The sequence below is a fragment of the Dietzia papillomatosis NBRC 105045 genome (assembly GCF_001570845.1).
Lineage (GTDB): Bacteria > Actinomycetota > Actinomycetes > Mycobacteriales > Mycobacteriaceae > Dietzia > Dietzia cinnamea.
This window is the reverse complement of sequence record NZ_BCSL01000003.1, coordinates 43709-59739: the sequence shown is the minus strand read 5'-3', so window position 1 is coordinate 59739 and position 16031 is coordinate 43709. Positions and strand designations below refer to the sequence as shown.

11 protein-coding genes and 2 tRNA genes are annotated in these 16031 nt (G+C 70.3%); 3 read left to right on the top strand and 10 right to left on the bottom strand.

The features are described from left to right. The first annotated feature begins 182 nt into the window (after positions 1–182). Positions 183–1619 (top strand): acyl-CoA carboxylase subunit beta, encoded by a 1437-nt coding sequence (locus tag DPA01S_RS01885; RefSeq protein ID WP_061229304.1) that lies wholly within the window; start codon positions 183–185, stop codon positions 1617–1619. A 98-nt stretch (positions 1620–1717) separates the two neighbouring features. Here the strand turns inward: DPA01S_RS01885 and DPA01S_RS01880 are convergent, their stop codons facing one another. The 4 genes from DPA01S_RS01880 to DPA01S_RS01865 all read right to left on the bottom strand — a co-directional run bounded on the left by DPA01S_RS01880 (position 1718) and on the right by DPA01S_RS01865 (position 5965). Beyond that, on the bottom strand, positions 1718–2227 hold the full coding sequence (locus tag DPA01S_RS01880; RefSeq protein ID WP_061229305.1) for a DUF3145 domain-containing protein: 510 nt from the start codon (positions 2225–2227) through the stop codon (positions 1718–1720). A 252-nt stretch (positions 2228–2479) separates the two neighbouring features. Further along, on the bottom strand, positions 2480–3325 hold the full coding sequence (locus DPA01S_RS01875) for a serine hydrolase domain-containing protein (RefSeq protein WP_061229306.1): 846 nt from the start codon (positions 3323–3325) through the stop codon (positions 2480–2482). A gap of 130 nt (positions 3326–3455) precedes the next feature. Further along, positions 3456–5051, bottom strand: a complete 1596-nt coding sequence (locus DPA01S_RS01870; RefSeq protein WP_061229307.1) for an ABC transporter permease — start codon at positions 5049–5051, stop codon at positions 3456–3458. Next, a complete protein-coding gene (locus DPA01S_RS01865) occupies positions 5051–5965 on the bottom strand; it encodes an ABC transporter ATP-binding protein (RefSeq protein WP_165001107.1) in 915 nt (304 codons plus the stop codon). Before DPA01S_RS01865 ends, DPA01S_RS01870 begins: the two co-directional genes overlap by 1 nt. 59 nt (positions 5966–6024) lie before the next feature. Between DPA01S_RS01865 and DPA01S_RS01860 the strand changes: the two genes are divergently transcribed. Continuing rightward, positions 6025–7134, top strand: coding sequence for an alpha/beta hydrolase (locus tag DPA01S_RS01860; RefSeq protein ID WP_232302957.1), 1110 nt, complete (start codon positions 6025–6027; stop codon positions 7132–7134). A gap of 106 nt (positions 7135–7240) precedes the next feature. Here DPA01S_RS01860 and DPA01S_RS16205 read toward each other — a convergent pair whose 3' ends face one another. From DPA01S_RS16205 to dnaG, 6 genes are all read right to left on the bottom strand, one after another. Then, positions 7241–7981, bottom strand: coding sequence for a hypothetical protein (locus tag DPA01S_RS16205; protein WP_198150704.1), 741 nt, complete (start codon positions 7979–7981; stop codon positions 7241–7243). Then, positions 7959–9614: an HsdM family class I SAM-dependent methyltransferase gene (locus DPA01S_RS16200; RefSeq protein ID WP_083961804.1), complete on the bottom strand. Its 1656-nt coding sequence runs from the start codon at positions 9612–9614 to the stop codon at positions 7959–7961. The genes DPA01S_RS16205 and DPA01S_RS16200 overlap by 23 nt, the downstream gene beginning before the upstream one ends. 214 nt (positions 9615–9828) lie before the next feature. Beyond that, positions 9829–9902, bottom strand: a tRNA-Ile gene (locus tag DPA01S_RS01855). Positions 9903–9952: 50 nt separating this feature from the next. Beyond that, positions 9953–11359 carry a carboxylesterase/lipase family protein gene (locus DPA01S_RS01850; RefSeq protein WP_063935649.1) on the bottom strand — a complete coding sequence of 469 codons (1407 nt, stop codon included), beginning with the start codon at positions 11357–11359 and terminating at the stop codon, positions 9953–9955. Between the two features lie 312 nt (positions 11360–11671). Continuing rightward, positions 11672–11744 (bottom strand) — tRNA-Asn (locus DPA01S_RS01845). A gap of 82 nt (positions 11745–11826) precedes the next feature. Beyond that, positions 11827–13854 carry a DNA primase gene (gene dnaG / locus DPA01S_RS01840; protein ID WP_061229640.1) on the bottom strand — a complete coding sequence of 676 codons (2028 nt, stop codon included), beginning with the start codon at positions 13852–13854 and terminating at the stop codon, positions 11827–11829. A gap of 67 nt (positions 13855–13921) precedes the next feature. On the opposite strand from dnaG, the gene DPA01S_RS17430 reads away from it, so the two are divergent. Beyond that, on the top strand, positions 13922–16030 hold the full coding sequence (locus DPA01S_RS17430) for a TPM domain-containing protein (RefSeq protein ID WP_061913738.1): 2109 nt from the start codon (positions 13922–13924) through the stop codon (positions 16028–16030). Position 16031: the final 1 nt, after the last annotated feature.

Below are 16031 nucleotides of genomic sequence, written 5' to 3'. Positions count from 1 at the left end.
CCCCTCCCCGCGTGCGGGGCACTTCACAGATCGCCCCGCCCAGTGCGGGGCGCCGGGCACGAGGTCCGGAAGCGGGACGGGGGTCCCGCTTCCCGTCATAGTCCGCCCACAAGCCAGTCCGGGGGTCCGTCACAGGTGCGCGCTCCCTCCCCGGGACGTGCACCAAGGAAAGGACTGCACTCATGACCATCACCAGCGCTGTTGACCAGAACACCCAGATCGATCCGCGCGACCCGGTCGTCCGGCTCGCGAACCTCTTCGATCCCGCCTCGCTGGAGTTCATCACCGAACCCGACGCCTCGGGAGCCCTGGCGGCACGGGGCCTTATCGACGGTGAGCCCACCATCGCCTACGCCACGGACGCCACCGTCATGGGTGGCGCCATGGGCCTCGACGGGTGCCGGCACATCGTTCGCGCGATCGATGTCGCGATCGACGAGCGGCTGCCCATCGTGGGCGTCTGGCACTCGGGAGGTGCCCGACTCGCGGAGGGCGTCGAGGCCCTGCACGCCGTGGGTACCGTCTTCGAGGCCATGGTCCGCGCCTCGGGTCTGGTCCCCCAGATCTCCGTCGTGCTCGGGCCCGCCGCCGGTGGCGCCGCCTACGGCCCCGCCCTGACCGATGTCGTCATCATGGCGCCGGCGGGCAAGATCTTCGTCACCGGGCCCGACGTGGTCCGCTCGGTGACCGGCGAGCAGGTCGACATGGAGGGCCTGGGCGGCCAGGACGTGCACCACCGCAAGTCGGGCGTGTGCCACATCGCCGCTGAGGACGAGCGTGATGCTCTGAACCGGGCTCGCCGTCTGGTGACTCTCCTGACCGCGCAGGGTGAGTTCGACCAGCGGCTCCTCGAGGGCGACCACACGGACCTCGCCGGACTGCTACCGGAGTCGCCCAGGCGCGCGTACGACGTCCGCCCACTCGTTCACGGCCTGCTCGACTCCTCCGAACTGGACGGCAACACCACGTTCGAGGAGCTGCAATCCAAGTGGGCGCCGAGCATCGTCGTGGGCTTCGGTCGGATCGCCGGCCGCACCGTCGGCGTGATCGCCAACAACCCGCTCCGGCTGGGCGGGTGCCTCAACTCCGAGTCGGCGGAGAAGGCGTCCCGTTTCGTCCGCCTCTGCAACGCCTTTGGTGTGCCGCTCGTCGTGATCGTCGATGTGCCCGGGTACCTGCCCGGCGTCTCGCAGGAATGGGACGGCGTGGTGCGCCGCGGCGCCAAGCTCCTGCACGCGTTCGCGGAGGCGTCGGTCGCCCGGGTCACGCTCGTCACGCGCAAGATCTACGGCGGTGCCTACATCGCCATGAACTCCCGCGCGCTCGGTGCCTCCGCCGTGTTCGCTTGGCCGGACGCCGAGGTGGCGGTCATGGGCGCGAAGGCGGCCGTCGGAATCCTCCACAAGCGCACCCTCGCGGCCGCGCCGGAGGACGAGCGCGAGGCCCTGCACGAGCGGCTGGCCGAGGAGCACGCGGCGATCGCCGGAGGCGTCGGCCGCGCCGTGTCGATCGGGGTGGTCGACGAGGTCATCGAGCCGACCGACACCCGTCGTCGTCTCGCCGAGGCCCTGGACGCCGCCGCCCACACCCGCGGTCGGCACAAAAACATCCCGCTGTGACCTGACCCGTCGGGTCGGTCTCACGCACGAGAAGGCGCCCGCCCCCGGGAGATCCGGGGGCGGGCGCCTTCTGTCGTGAGTGCGGGAGGCGCGGCGGGTCAGCCGACGCGCGAGAGCCAGGTGACCTCGGAGGCGGCCGGGTGGCCGCGCAGTGGTTCGAGCGCGCGGTCCCACGGTGTGCCGAGCTCCGCCTCGACGGCGGCGTGGAAGGCGGCGGGGCCGGCCTTCATGAGGTGGCGCAGCCGGTTCTCGCTGACGACGACGTCGCCACTGGCGCCGGTCTGGCCCCGCCACATGCCGAGTTCGGGCGTATGCGAGAAGCGTTCGCCGTCGACGAGGTCGCTCGGGTCCTCCGTCACCTCGAAGGACAGCATCGACCACTTGGCCAACGACTCGGCCAGCCGCGCACCGGTGCCGACCGGGCCGATCCAGTCGACGATCGCTTTGCGAGCGCCCGGCTGGGCCGGCTGGTCTTCCCAGCGCATGGCCGAGTTGGCGTCGAGCGTGCTCGCCAGAGCCCACTCGACGTGAGGACACAACGCGGTCGGCGCGGCATGGATGAACACCACGCCGGTCGTCGTATCCGCGAGATGGTTATGGTCAGACATCACTTCACTCCCGACTCACTGAGGGACGTCTTCCCCAACGACCTCGCGAAATCGTGTGAATGATGTGGCTTGTGTTGTTGTTGATTACTACTGTGCCTGAAGTGGCTGGATTACACCAGTGACACTTCTGGACTCTCAGCAAAGTTACAGCACCGTGATTCCGATGCCGGGCGGCCCCTCGGCGTGTCGGCCAGCCCACCGGACGGCTCATCGATCCGCCCGGGCCGGACCCGGGCACCGGCGGCGGCGCGGTTACCGCCCGAGCGCCTCGACGACGCCGTCGGACAGCTCCGGCCACAGCGGCTTGGCCCAGTCGCCGAAATCGCGGTCGGTGAGCACGACCAGCGCCGCGGACAGCGCGGGGTCGACCCACAGCAGCGTCCCCGACTGCCCGAAGTGGCCGAACGTCCCGGCCGAGTTCCGCGAACCGGTCCAGTGCGGGTCCTTGTCCCCGCGCAATTCGTACCCCAGCCCCCACGGGCACGGTTTCTGCATCCCGTACCCGGGCACGATCCCGTCGAGCCCGGGGAACTGCTCGGTCACGGCCTCGGCGAGGGTCTCGGTGGCCAGCAGTCGCGGCGCGACGAGTTCGCGTGCGAAGGGCACGAGGTCCGCGATGCTGGCGGAGGCGCCGTGCCCGGCCGAGCCCTCGAGGCCGGTGGTCTCCATCCCGAGCGGCCGGCACACTGCCTCGTGGAGGTACTCGGGGAAGTCGATCCCGGTGGCGTCGGCGATGTGGTCGGCCAGCACCTCGAACCCGGCGGATGAGTAGATACGTCGCCGGCCCGGCTCGGTGCGGACCCGGTCGCGGTCGGCGAAGTCGAGTCCGGAGGCGTGCGCCAGCAGGTGGCGCACGGTGGAGCCCTCGGGACCGGCGGGATCGTCGAGGCCGATCGCCTCCTCCTCGGCCGCCAACAGGGCGGCCGTGGCGACGAGCGGCTTGGTGACCGAGGCGAGGCGGTAGACGCGACTGTCGTCGCCGTGCGTCGCGAGCGCGCCGTCGGGTCCGACGACCGCGGCCGAGACGGTGTCCACCGGCCATTCCCCGACCACCGCCAGCGCGGCGGCGAGTGCGTCTCGATCGACCTGGTCCGACATCGGTTCCTCCCTGGTTCGCGTCCGGCCGGCGGCGCCGGCGGCAGTGCCCGTCAGTCTGTCAGGTCGGCGTGGACGCCGCGCCGGGGCGGGCGGACCCCGAGGCGGGCTGTCCCCGCACCGGGTCGGGCGGTCAGGGCCGGGGCACGTCGCGGCGCCGGAACGCGGCGAGCCCGGCGGCGACCAACACGGCGCCGCCCACGAGCAGGACGATGACGCCCGCGGTGTCGACGGGGCCGGCGGGGGCGGTGCCCACCGCGCCGAACGGCGACAGGCGCATCTGCGCCTCGGTGAGTCGGAGCGTGGGGCCCATGAGGGTGACGACGACGGCGAGGGCGAACGGAGCCCAGGCCAGGACCTGCAGTCGCGGGGCCGCGCCGAACAGGCAGACGGAGACCCCGACGAACAGCAGCGCGGCGGGCAGCTGCCACGCGCCCGCGCCGAGGATCCGACCCACCAGTTGCGGATCGTCGAGCACCGCTGCCGCGGACACGGCGAACGCGGCCGCGCCGGCGAGTACGACCACCGCGGTGCCGGCCGCCACGACCGCCGCGTGCCCGGCCAGCCAGGACCACCGCGACCGCCCGGCGGCCAGCATGAGCTCGAGTCGACCCGAGGACTCCTCGCCGCGCAGCCCGCCGAGGCTCTGCAGCGCGAACCCGGCGCCGAGGAACCCTGCGAACGCGACGAGCATCTGCACGATCGTGTCGACCAGGGCGTCCGGGTCGCCCAGGAAGACGGCCAGGTCCGGGTTGGCGACGATGGCCTCCACCGTGACGTCCATGAGGGCGCCGTAGACGGCCATGAGCGCGACGACGCCGACCGTCCAGCCGGTGAGCGCGCCGAGGTGGTGGTGGAGGGCGGCGCCGGCATGGGAGGTGCGCCACCGCGACGCGGTGGCGGGCCCGGTGCGGGCGGGCACCACCCCCGAGCCGAGGTCGCGGCGGGCCGCGAGCCACAGCGCGAGGGTGGCCAGCGCGGCGGCGGCCGCGAGCGACACCGCGAGAGGGAGCGGGGACGACTCGCCGAACGGCCGGGTCAGCCCGTGCCAGCCGAGCGGGGACGCCCAGCTCAGCCAGTTCTCCTCGGCGTCGCCGACGCCGCGCGTGACGAGGGTCAGTCCGGCCACCGCGAGGGACGCCGCCCAGACGGTGCGGTGGTGCGCGAGGACCTGGGCGAGGACGGCGGTGGCCGCGGCGTAGACCCAGCCGGTGGCGACGATCGAGGCCACGTACAGCGCCGCGCCGCCGCGGTCCACGTCGAGCGCCAGCGTCGCGGCCCAGAGGCCGGCGCCCAGTGCGAGGAAGACCCCGGCGACGACGACGAGGGCCGCCGCCACCGGGGCGAGCCGGCCGACCCCACCCGCGACGAGGAGTTCCGATCGTCCGGACTCCTCCTCCCGCCGGGTGGAGCGCGCGGTCAGGGCGATCGCCATGAGCGGGACCCCGAAGCCGACGAGGAACGAGTACTCGTTCATCACCACTCCGCCCGGGGTGTCGAGGCCGGCCACCCGACCGGTGAGCATGACCATCGTCTCGCCGACGGAGGCGCTGTACGCGGCGAGCTCCTCCGGGGTGTCGTAGAGCGTGGCGATGGACAGTCCGGTGGCGAGGAACAGTGCGACGGCCCCGACGACCCAGGCGACCATCGCCGGCCAGCCGGTCCGGAGCGCGATCCGGCTGAGCAGGCCGGTACCGGCCAGGCGCGCGCCGACGAGGGGTGCGCTCATCACCGGGCTCCGGAGTAGGCGCTGAGGAAGAGGTCGTCGAGGCTGGGCGGGGTCGCGGTGAGGGTGTGGACGCCGGCGGCGTGGAGGATGCCGGTGACCTCCCCGAGCGCGGGCGCCGGGACGTGGCAGCGGATGTCGAACCGGCCGTCGCCGGCGTCGCCGATCCGTAGGTCGTCGACGCCGCTCACGCGGTCGAGCTCCCGTGGGTCGGCGTCGGTGACGGCGTGGACCTCGGTCGTGGTGTGGCGCCGCAGATCGGCCAGCGTGCCCGAGCTGACGGTCCGCCCGTCGCGGATGATGCTCACGCGGTCGGCGAGCGCCTCGACCTCCCCCATGATGTGACTGGACAGCAGCACGGTCGCACCCGCGTCGACGGCCTCGCGCACGCAGTCCTGGAAGACCCGCTCCATGAGCGGGTCCAGGCCGGAGGTGGGTTCGTCCAGCACGAGCAGGTCGGCACCGGAGGCCAGCGCGGCGATGAGCGAGACCTTCTGCCGGTTGCCCTTCGAGTAGTCGCGGGTGCGCCTGGTGGGGTCGAGGCGGAACCGCTCGACGAGCTCGTCGCGCCGGGCCGGCTGGAGCCCGCCCAGCGACCGGCCCACCAGGTCGATGCACTGGCCGCCCGTGAGCCGCGGCCACAGCGTGACCTCGCCGGGGACGTAGGCGACCCGCGAGCGCAGCCGGACGGCGTCGCGCCACGGGTCGGCGCCGAACACGGTCGCGGTGCCGGAGTCCGCGCGCACGAGCCCCAGCAGGACGCGGATGGTGGTGGACTTGCCGGCGCCGTTGGGACCGAGGAACCCGTGGATCTCACCACGGCGGACCTCCAGGTCCAGCCCGTCGAGGGCCCGCACTCCCCCGAACGTCTTGACCAGCGCCTCGACCCGGATGACGTCGTCGTCTTCTGAACGCATGACCAGCTCCTTCGACCAATCACCATCGATCATCCCGCGTTCCACGTCACAATGTGGCCATGCGCCCCGCACTGTCACCCTCTGGAATGTCCGGCCACCGTGCCTTCACGCCGTCGCTCGGCGACCGACTGACCAAAGCCGTCATGACGGCCGCCGGATATCTGCCCGGCCCCCTGCTGCGCCCAGTGGCAGGTGCTCCCCGGCGCGTCGACGGACAGGTCCTCGATCCGCACTTCCAGGCCGGGCTCCGGGTCATCTCGCTCATGTCCGAGGGGGAATACCAGGACCTCACCCTCGAGCGGGCGCGCTCCGTCGTCGAGAGGTCGGCCTACACCGTCTCGGGGAAGAAGATCGACCTCGCCGTCGTCACCGACATCGTCCTCCCGCTCGGCGGTGACGATCCCGACCGCGTCGACCTTCCCGCACGCCTGTACTCGCCCGTCGACGGCGACGAGGCGCTGCCGGTCCTGGTGTACTTCCACGGCGGCGGGTGGGTGCTCGGCAGCATCGACTCGCACGACGCGACGTGCCGCTACATCGCCGACACCGGCCGCCTCAAGGTCATCAGCGTGGACTACCGGATGGCGCCGGAGTTCCTCTTCCCCACCGCCGCCGAGGACGCCCTGGCCGCGTTCCGGTACGTCCGCGACCACGCCGCCGAACTCGGCGTGGACCCGCAGCGCATCGCGGTGGGCGGCGACAGCGCCGGTGGCAACCTCGCCGCGGTGGTGTGCCAGCAGGCCCGCGACGCGGGCGAGAAGACACCGGACTTCCAGCTGCTGTTCGTCCCGGCGACGAACATGTCCGCCCGGACCCGCTCCTACGAGCTGTTCGGCGAGGGCTACTTCCTCACCCGCGGCAACATGGACTGGTACGAGCGCACCTACATCCGCTCGGACGACGACCGGCTCGATCCCCGCGCGTCTCCCCTGCTGGCCACGGACTTCTCGGCGCTGCCGCCCGCACACGTCGCCACGGGCGGGTTCGATCCGCTGCGCGACGAGGGCGAGGCGTACGCCCGCCGGATGGCCGACGCCGGGGTACCGGTATCGCTGCGGCGCCACGCCACGCTGGTCCACCCGTTCGTCAACGCTGTGGGCGCCACCCCTCTCGCCAGGGCGGCGCTGTCCGAGGCGGTGGGCGCGATGAGGATGGCGTTGACCTACTAAGGGCCGAAACCGGCGCGCACTAGTCTTAGGTTCGTGAATCGGGACCGCCACCCTCGAAAATGGCGCACACCCAGCCGGCTCCGGCCGGATGCCGTCCCATTAAAGGTCAAGCCTTGCGCACAATTCCGTCGACCCCTTCATAGAGATCGAAGTTCCGCTCACCTACCAAAGCAACCAAGTCAATCATCATCTGATCAAGTGAGACTGGGTTGACAAGATCATTCGCCTCGTAAACCTCTATCGTAGGTTTGAAGACGTTCGAATCAACAAGCGCCAAGTAGAATTTCTCATACTGCTCGTCGCGCCCTGAGGGATCTTGCCTGCCAGTGAATAGACGAAGCCTCGGTCCCGCATTGGTGAAGGTCGATTTGCGGCGCGCAGTCCCGTCTTCCGCTGCATCCTTGTCGAAAATAAGAAAAGCAGAAAGTACCGCATACGGAAATCGCCGATGCAAAGTTACTGCCTCGTTCAGAAGGTCGGCCCGCCTATTGGTCAGATTCTTCTGAAAGTTCCTACTGCGAGCATCCCGGAAGAGAATAGTCTTGACGCTGAGCGCAAGAAGAAGTCCGGACTCCTCTGTCGCCCAACTGACGTCGACCTTTTTCGCGCCAATGCCTCCGGCCAAGCGTCGCTCTGCGCCGCTAGCTCCAACTTCTCCCGGACCCGACGGACGCGCCTCGACCATTCCACGGTCCCGAAGCTCTTGCGCAAGGGCAAGTGCTACTGCTGCGGATAGCTTCTCATTGTAGTTTTTCTTGCCCGCCTGCGGCTGATCGTCGCTCGGCTTCTGGCCGCATGACCGAATCGCTTCGATTAGGCGCGCCTCAAGCCTTGACGCTGCGTCCACGGTTACCCCTCCTTCCAGCCAGCTCGTTCCTCGCTTCGCGCACCACATGAACCTCTGACCGAGTGAATCCGAGTACATCTACAAGAAGAGCGTCATCTACCAACTTGACCGCCTCGTCGAGCTTCCCGCCTCTTAAGCGACCGCCGATCTGCGGCTTGATTGAGCGTAGTCGTTCCGCCGAGTTTTCCACCGCTTTTAACGAAGGCACCAACCACCGATCCGCTTCCCCTGGCTCCATCTTCAGAACGCCGCCACCGTAGGCACGCCCGGCTATCTCAGCGCTTAGCATGGTCACCGAATTCAGGGAAGCAATCGGCAACAGTTCCATTCCGATTGATCTAACCTCCTCGCGCAAGTAGACCCCGTGTACGCTATTCAAGTGATGCACGCGGGCAGTGTTTGAAACTAGGCGGACGGTGTCGGCGTTCATATACGTTAAAAGGAGGTCCGCAGGCTCGAGAAGGGGGACAAGCCACCAAGTCTTTCGCACACGGCACTTATAGGCGTTGTGCACTCCCGCTGACTCACCGGCTGCGATGTAATTTCGCGCGCCGAGCGACATATCGCCAGTTGGGCGGAACAGGCGAGTGCGCTTGCCAAGCCTGCCTAGTTCAGCGAGGGCCAGATCGGAGAGTTCAATGCCCCTCAGGTGGGCGGAGCCAGGTGGCGATAGTGGCACGGTTTCGGCCGGATCGAGCGCCAGATCAATCTCTTGCTCCGGAGAAATGGCGAAGTACGAGTTTTTCCCGGTAACAATCCCAAGAGTGGTCTCACCCCACGTCTTCAGTGCCTTGAAATGACCAGCCGGCACGGAATCCATAAGTACTTTTGACGCAGCAGCATTAACCGTGGCGCCCGACCATCTATCTGCCGGATCCTCCGGCGTCCATACAGTAGCTGGCGGCATCGACGTTAGCGATGCGGCGTTCCTGACTTGTCGGATCTTCGCGTTCTTAGTTGCACCTTGACCAAAACTCGAAGCCAAGAGAAGCACCGTTTCGGTATCGGCCTCGCCGAACACTTTTTCTTCAAACAGTACTAACTCGACATCCCCAAAGTTGTCGAAGATAAATCTTCGAACTGGCGCTGCGTAATTCGCAGTGAGTATTTCCGCGGGCAGAACGAAGCCTAGGCGCCCTCCCACCGCAAGTTTAAGCGTGGCATGTACCGTAAACGCCGCCCATGCCGAGGCTAAACCAGTAAGTGCTACTCCTCCGCGGAGCGCGGCAGCTTGTGCGGCGGTTCGTTGCTCGCCCGAAAAATCTTGGAATCTAATGTACGGCGGGTTTCCGATCACTGCGTCAAAAGGACAGGGGTCTTCTCGAGCAAAAAAGTCCCCTATATCCACTAGTGCCGTGCCGCCGCGCTCCGCGACTCGCTGCTTGCCGCGTTCTGCGCTCCAGGCGTGAAGCTCAGATCCAAAGACCTCTGGACTGGACCGCCCAAGCGATTGAAGTCGCTCAACAGCGTGAACTAAGAACTCAGCATCACCCATCGAGGGCTCCAGGATACGATCCGAGGGGTGGCGAATTGCCCACGAGGAAATAAAGCGCGCGATTGGAGGGGGTGTAAAGAACGCGCCCCTCGCTTTTCGCAGAGCGGGTGAGTCATGTTTCTCGTACGAAGCTGTCATGCCCTAATCCTCCTACAGCGGTACGACACCAACCCGTGGTGTGGCCGACGCACCAGAGCAAGTCGCCCCTATCCGGGCCGGAGAGCGCCCCATCCGGCGTCCGCCTGCCTGCGCATGTCAGTACTGCTCGACCATGCTGCCCGCAGCAACACCCCAGACTCGGTGCGAGTAAGCCCTACGTCGCAATCGACCACCAACGGGCCGCTTCTATCGGTGGGGCCAGCGGGGCTCGAACCCGCGACCAGCGGATTATGAGTCCGCGGCTCTAACCAACTGAGCTATAGCCCCTCGCGTGACGGGCGTCTCGCCCACACGCGCGGCGCAATCGTAGCAAGGCGTCAGGTCGCGCCGTCCGGCCACCAGACCTCACGGACGTCCGCCAGACCGTCCTCCACGACTGCGGGCGGCTCGTCCCACACCTGCACCCGCCGCGTGGGCGCCTCGTAGGCCGGCGAACCGGGGTCGCCGGAGCGGACGAAGTCCACCCACGAGCCGTGCATCGCCGCGACCAGGTCCGGCGGAACGGGCGCGTCGAGGAACGCGCGTACGTTCGCGGCCTCGGGAACAGACCAGAAGAACGGCAGGTCCGCGCAGTGCACCGCCCCGCGGCCCGCCGCCCACCGGAAGTCGTACACCCACGTCGGTCCGCCCGCCGCGATGCGGGTCTCGGCGGCCCGCACGACAGTCGAGTGGATGGTCGCCGCGTCGACGACCGCCCCCACCGCTCGACGCAGCGACCGTCCCGATGACTGGCGGGCCAACGCGCGCAGCCCGGTGGTGGGGAGCTCCTGCGAACGCAGGATCATCGCCGCGCCCGGCACCAGCGCGGGGCCCGGGAGCGCGCGGACGAGCCCCTCGAACTCGGTGGCCGTGGAACCGATGAGCAGCGGCACCCCGAGCCCCGGCCCCTCCCCGACCCCCTCGAGCGGCGGCATGGGGACCGTCTCGTCGCCGATGGTCGGCCGGAACGGCATGAGGAACGGGTTGTCCCTGCGGAGCCGACGGTGGAACTCGTCGACCGCGCCCCGGCCGCCCGCCGCCAGCTCGGCAGCCGTCGCTCCCCTGGGGGCCTGCGCGGCCGGCGACCGCAGTACCGCCGGCGACGAAGCGATCCCGCGGTGGAACAGTCCTGTCGCTGCCGGCGAGGCCAGCAGGCACAGCACGGCACCGCCGCCCGCCGACTGGCCCGACACGGTGACCTGCCCGGGGTCACCGCCGAAAGCCGCGATCTCGTCGCGGACCCACTCCAGCGCCATGATCCAGTCGCGCACCCCGCGGTTGTCCGGGGCGTCGGGGAAGGACGTGAAGCCCTCGACGCCCAGCCGGTAGCCCACGGACACCACGACGATCCCCGCCCGGGCGAACGCGGTCCCGTCGAACCACGGTTGATGCGACGACCCCGACTCCCACCCTCCGCCGTGGATCCACACCAGGACCGGGTGCCCGGCGCCCTCGGGAGGCGCCCACACGTCCACGTGCAGGATGTCCGTGCCCGCGACGATCGGCTCGGGGATCGCCGGATCCGGATCGAAGCGCAGACGCTGCGCGGTGGCCGCCGGACGCGTCGCGTCGCGGACCCCGGTCCAGGGGCTCCGCCTGACGGGGGCCGCGAAGCGCAGATCGCCGACCGGGTCCTCGGCGTACGGGATGCCGTAGAAGCGGACCACGTCCCCCAGGTCGGTCCCGCGGACGCGGCCGGTGGACAGCGTGACCTCGACGGCGCTCTGGGCTGCGGGACGACTCATGGCGTCAGGGTAGCGAGACCGCCCGGATCCACCGCGAATCCCTGCTACGAAGGACAGATGACGACCGACAGGGATCAGATCATCTAGCGGCTGGCGGACGTCGCCAGGGCGCTGGACACCTGCGACTGGGACGCGCTCGGGGCCTTGTTCACCGACACAGCACCTGCTGGGGAACCACCGGGTGGAACTCGTGGACGAGGGCGCCCCTGAGCGCGCCCGCAACCTCACCTACGCCCGCGTGCTGCGCCGCGGCTGAGACGGGAAACAGAAGAGGGCCCGCGGCGACAACGCCACGGGCCCTCTCCGAAGGAGCTCCCCCAATTGGACTCGAACCAATAACCCTTCGATTAACAGTCGAATGCTCTGCCAATTGAGCTATGGGGGATTGCTACCGGCCTTCCGGCTGCTGTGCCGGATACCGAGAAACCACCTTAGTGCGAACCACGCCGAGGAACCAAATCGGCAGGTCACGCGATGTCCGGCGTGGCACCGACCGCCTGCTCCAGCAGGCCGCGCCGGTACTCTTCCAGCGCCACCAGATCACCGAAGAGTGCCGAATACCCCTCCGGGTCCTCCGCCGGACTCATCCGCTGCACCTTGGACTTGAGGTCGGCGATCTGCCCCGACACCCACACCTCCTGAAGGCGCGCGAGCACCCCGGAGATGTACCGCGGCAACGCCTCCTCCGACACGCGCAACGTCTCCACCGCGAGCACCCCGACCAGACGACGCAGGCCCTCATCCTCCAGCCCCTGCGACACCTCGGCCACCCAGTTGACGCCGCTCTTGCCGGCCGCACAGCCCCCGGCCCGAGACAGCGCCTCCGCGATCGCCGCGTACGCCGGGTGGGTGTAGCACTCGTCCGGCAGCGAGTCGAACAACGGGCCCGCCAGGCCCGGGTACTGCAGGGCCGCCTTCACCGCCTCGCGTTGGGGCCACAGCACCGGATCACCGGGGGCGGGAATCGGCACGCCTTTCGGCACCTCCGGAGTCCGCGGGGCGTCGCCGCCGCCGACCTCGTCGTCGTCGTACCCCCCTCGACCACGACCCACGCCACCACGCTCGGCCGCGTCCCATCCCGGGCGGGCTCCCCCGCCCGGTCCACCCGGCCCGCGCCGGCGCGGACCCGGACCCGCCCCGGCCGAGCGCGCCCGGCCCTTCTTGCGCGACTCCTCGCGGACCCGGCGCACCACGGTCGCCGGGTCGTCCCAGCCCACCCACCCGGCGAGCTGACGGGCATACTCATCCCGCAGTGACGAGTCGCGGATGTCCGCCACCACCGGCACCGTGCGCCGCAGCGCCTCCACGCGCCCCTCGGCGTGGTCCAGGTCGTAGTCCTCCAGCATCGACCGGATCGCGAACTCGAACATCGGCACCCGCGCCGACACCAGGTCCCGCACCGCGACGTCGCCCTTGGTCTGACGCAGATCACACGGGTCGAGCCCCGGCGGGGCCACCGCGACGAAGGTCCGGCCCGAGAACTGCTGATCGCCCGAGAACGCCCGCAGGGCGGCCTTCTTGCCCGCCTCGTCACCGTCGAAGGTGTAGATGATCTCGCCGCGGAAGTAGTTGTCGTCGAGCATCAGCCGCCGCAACGTGGACAGGTGATCCTCGCCGAACGCCGTGCCACACGCCGCGACCGCCGTGGTCACGCCCGCCGCGTGCATCGCCATGACGTCCGTGTAGCCCTCGACCACCACCGCGCGCCGCTGCGAGGCGATCTCCCGCTTGGCCAGGTCCAGCCCGAACAGCACCTGCGACTTCTTGTAGAGCATGGTCTCGGGCGTGTTCATGTACTTGCCCAGGGTGTCGTCCTCGAAGAGCTTGCGCGCACCGAAGCCGATCACCTCACCGGCCAGGTTGCGGATCGGCCACAGCAGCCGGCGGTGGAAGCGATCGATGAGCGTCCCCCGCGAACTGGTCTTGGACAGCCCCGCCGCCTCCAGCTCCTTGGGCTCGAAGCCCTGCCGCATGAGGTGCTTGCTCATGGTGTCCCAGCCGGCGGGGGCGTAGCCGCAGCCGAAGTGCTGCGCCTGCGCCATGTCGAAGCCGCGGTCGGTGAGGAACGTCCGCGCCGTCTCGGCCTCCGGGTCCTGCGCGAGCCGCTCCGCGTAGAACTTCTGCGCCGCCGCGTTGGCCTGCGCCAGCCGGGAGCGCGTGCCGCGGTCGCGCTGGACCACCTGCCCGCCGCCCTCGTAGGAGATGCGGTAGCCGATCCGGTCGGCCAGCTGCTCGACCGCCTCGACGAAACCGATGTGCTCCATCTTCATGAGGAACGCGAAGACGTCACCGCCCTCACCCGTGGAGAAACAGTGGAAGTAGCCGTGTTGCGGACGCACGTGGAACGAGGGGGTCTTCTCGTCCTTGAACGGGGACAACCCCTTGAGCGAGTCCGCGCCCGCCGGCTTCAGCGCCACGTACTCGCCGACGATCTCCTCGATACGGGTGCGTTCGCGGATCGCGGCGATGTCCTGCTCCGGAATCCGCCCTGCCATGCGCCCAGAGTAGCCGCCCGCGCGGCGGACCGGCGTGGCCCCTCTCCGGGCCCGATACGCTGGGCTCATGATTGCCGCTTCACCCCGTCCGGCCACCCCCGTCGCCCTCCGCCGCCTTCACCTCGCGGCGGTCTCGCTGCTCGCCGCGCTCCTGGTCTGCCTGACGGCGTGGGGCCCCCCGATCGCCGCCGCGGAGCCGCCGTCGAACCTGCGGCAGCAGCTCACCGACTCCGCGGGCGTGCTCGGCGGCGACTCCCGCGACGTGGAGAGCCGACTGGCCGAGCTGCGCTCCACCGACCAGATCCAGCTGTGGGTGACCTTCGTCGACACCCTCGACGGCATCCCGGTCGAGGAGTGGTCGCGGCAGACCCGGGAGCTCTCCGATCTGGGCGCCTCCGACGCGCTGCTCGTGGTGGCCGTGCAGGACGGCAGGTACTGGTTCGAGTTCGACGACCCGGAGCGCTCCCCCGCCGACGACCAGCGGACCGCCCAACAGATCGCCGACCGCGACATCGAGCCGCGACTGGCCGACGACGACTGGGCCGGGGCTGTCATCGGCGCCGCCGACGGACTCGAGCGGCAGGGCTCCGGCTCCGAGGTCTCGCCACTCGCGATCATCGCGGGGATCGCGGGGATCGTCGTCCTCGTCGTCGTCCTGGTCCTGGTCACCCGCCGCCGGCGCGCCGCCCGCACCGCGAGGCAGGCGGAGGACGCCCGCGACATCCCCGGTGACGACACCGCACGGATGTCCGCCCTGCCGATCGACGTGCTCGACGCCCGCGCCCGGACCGGGCTCGTGGACGCCGACCAGGCCGTGGACGCCTCCGCCACAGCGCTCGAGACCGCGACCGGCGAGTTCGGCGACCTGCGCACCAGGCCCTTCCGGGCCGCGCTCGACGCGGCACGCTCGGAGGTCGCCGCCGCGCACGGGCTCGTCCAGCGGCTCGACGACGACATCCCCGAGACACCCGATCAGCGCAAGGCGATGCTGCTCGAGGTGGCAGCCCGCGCCGAACGCGCCGAGCGCGGGCTGGAGGACCAGGCGACAGCGTTCGGGGAGATGCGTGACCTGCTCATCAACGGCGGCGCCTCCGTGGACGCGCTCACGCGCCGCGCGGTGGCCCTGCGCGCCCGGCTTCCCGAGGCCGAGAAGACCATGTCCGACCTCCGCGAGCGGTTCCCGTCCGCGGTGCTCACCTCCATCGCCGACAACCTCTCGCTGGCCGAGCAGCTGCTCGACGCCGCCGAAGCGGAGACCGGCCGCGCCCGCGTCGCGCTGGCCCGGCCGGTCGGCGAGCAGGGTGAGGCCGTGGACGCCATCACCTCCGCCGAGGGCGAACTCGCCCGCGCCGAGAAGCTGGTCGACGGCGTGGACCACGCCGCCGACGACATCGCGACCGCCCGACGGGACCTCGAGCCGCTCGTCGCCGAGGTCGAGGAGGAGCTGGAGATGGCCGCCCGACTGCTCGCCTCCACCGACGTCAGCGACGCGACGAGCCGCGACCTCACCGCTGTCGCCTCCGCCGGTCGTGACGCCGTCGAGGCCGCCCGCCGGGACGGGCAGGCCGACCCGTTGGGGACGTTCTCCCGCCTCATCGAGGTGGACCGCGAGCTCGACGAGGCACTCGCCGCCGCCGGTCACGAGGCGGAGACCGCCGGACGCGCCCGCGCCGCCCGTCGGGCCGCCCTCACCCGCGCGGCCGGTGCGGTCCGCGAGGCCGACGACTTCATCGGCAGCCGCTCGTACGTGATCGGTCAGGCCGCCCGCACCCGGCTCGCCTCGGCGAAGAACTCCCTCGCCACGGCCGAGGCCACGGTCGGTCCGGCCGCGTTCCCCGCCGCCGACCGGGCGCTCAACCTCGCCCGGGAGGCGCTGCGGCTCGCCCAGGACGACGCCTCACGGCCGCAGTACACCGGCCGCTACGGAGTCCCGTACGGCCCCTACGGGCGCGGCGGGCGCGGCGGTTCCGGCACCGGCGCCCTCGTCGGCGGCATGATCGCGGGCGCCCTCATCCAGGGCATGACGCGCGGCGCCGGGTCCAGCTTCGGCTCGGGCTCCAGCTGGGGCGGCGGCCTCGGGGGCGGCGGTGGATTCGGCGGGGGCTTCGGGGGCGGCGGATTCTCCGGCGGCGGAGGCGGCGGCTGGGGCGGCGGAGGCGCGGGCGGGCGGTTCTGAC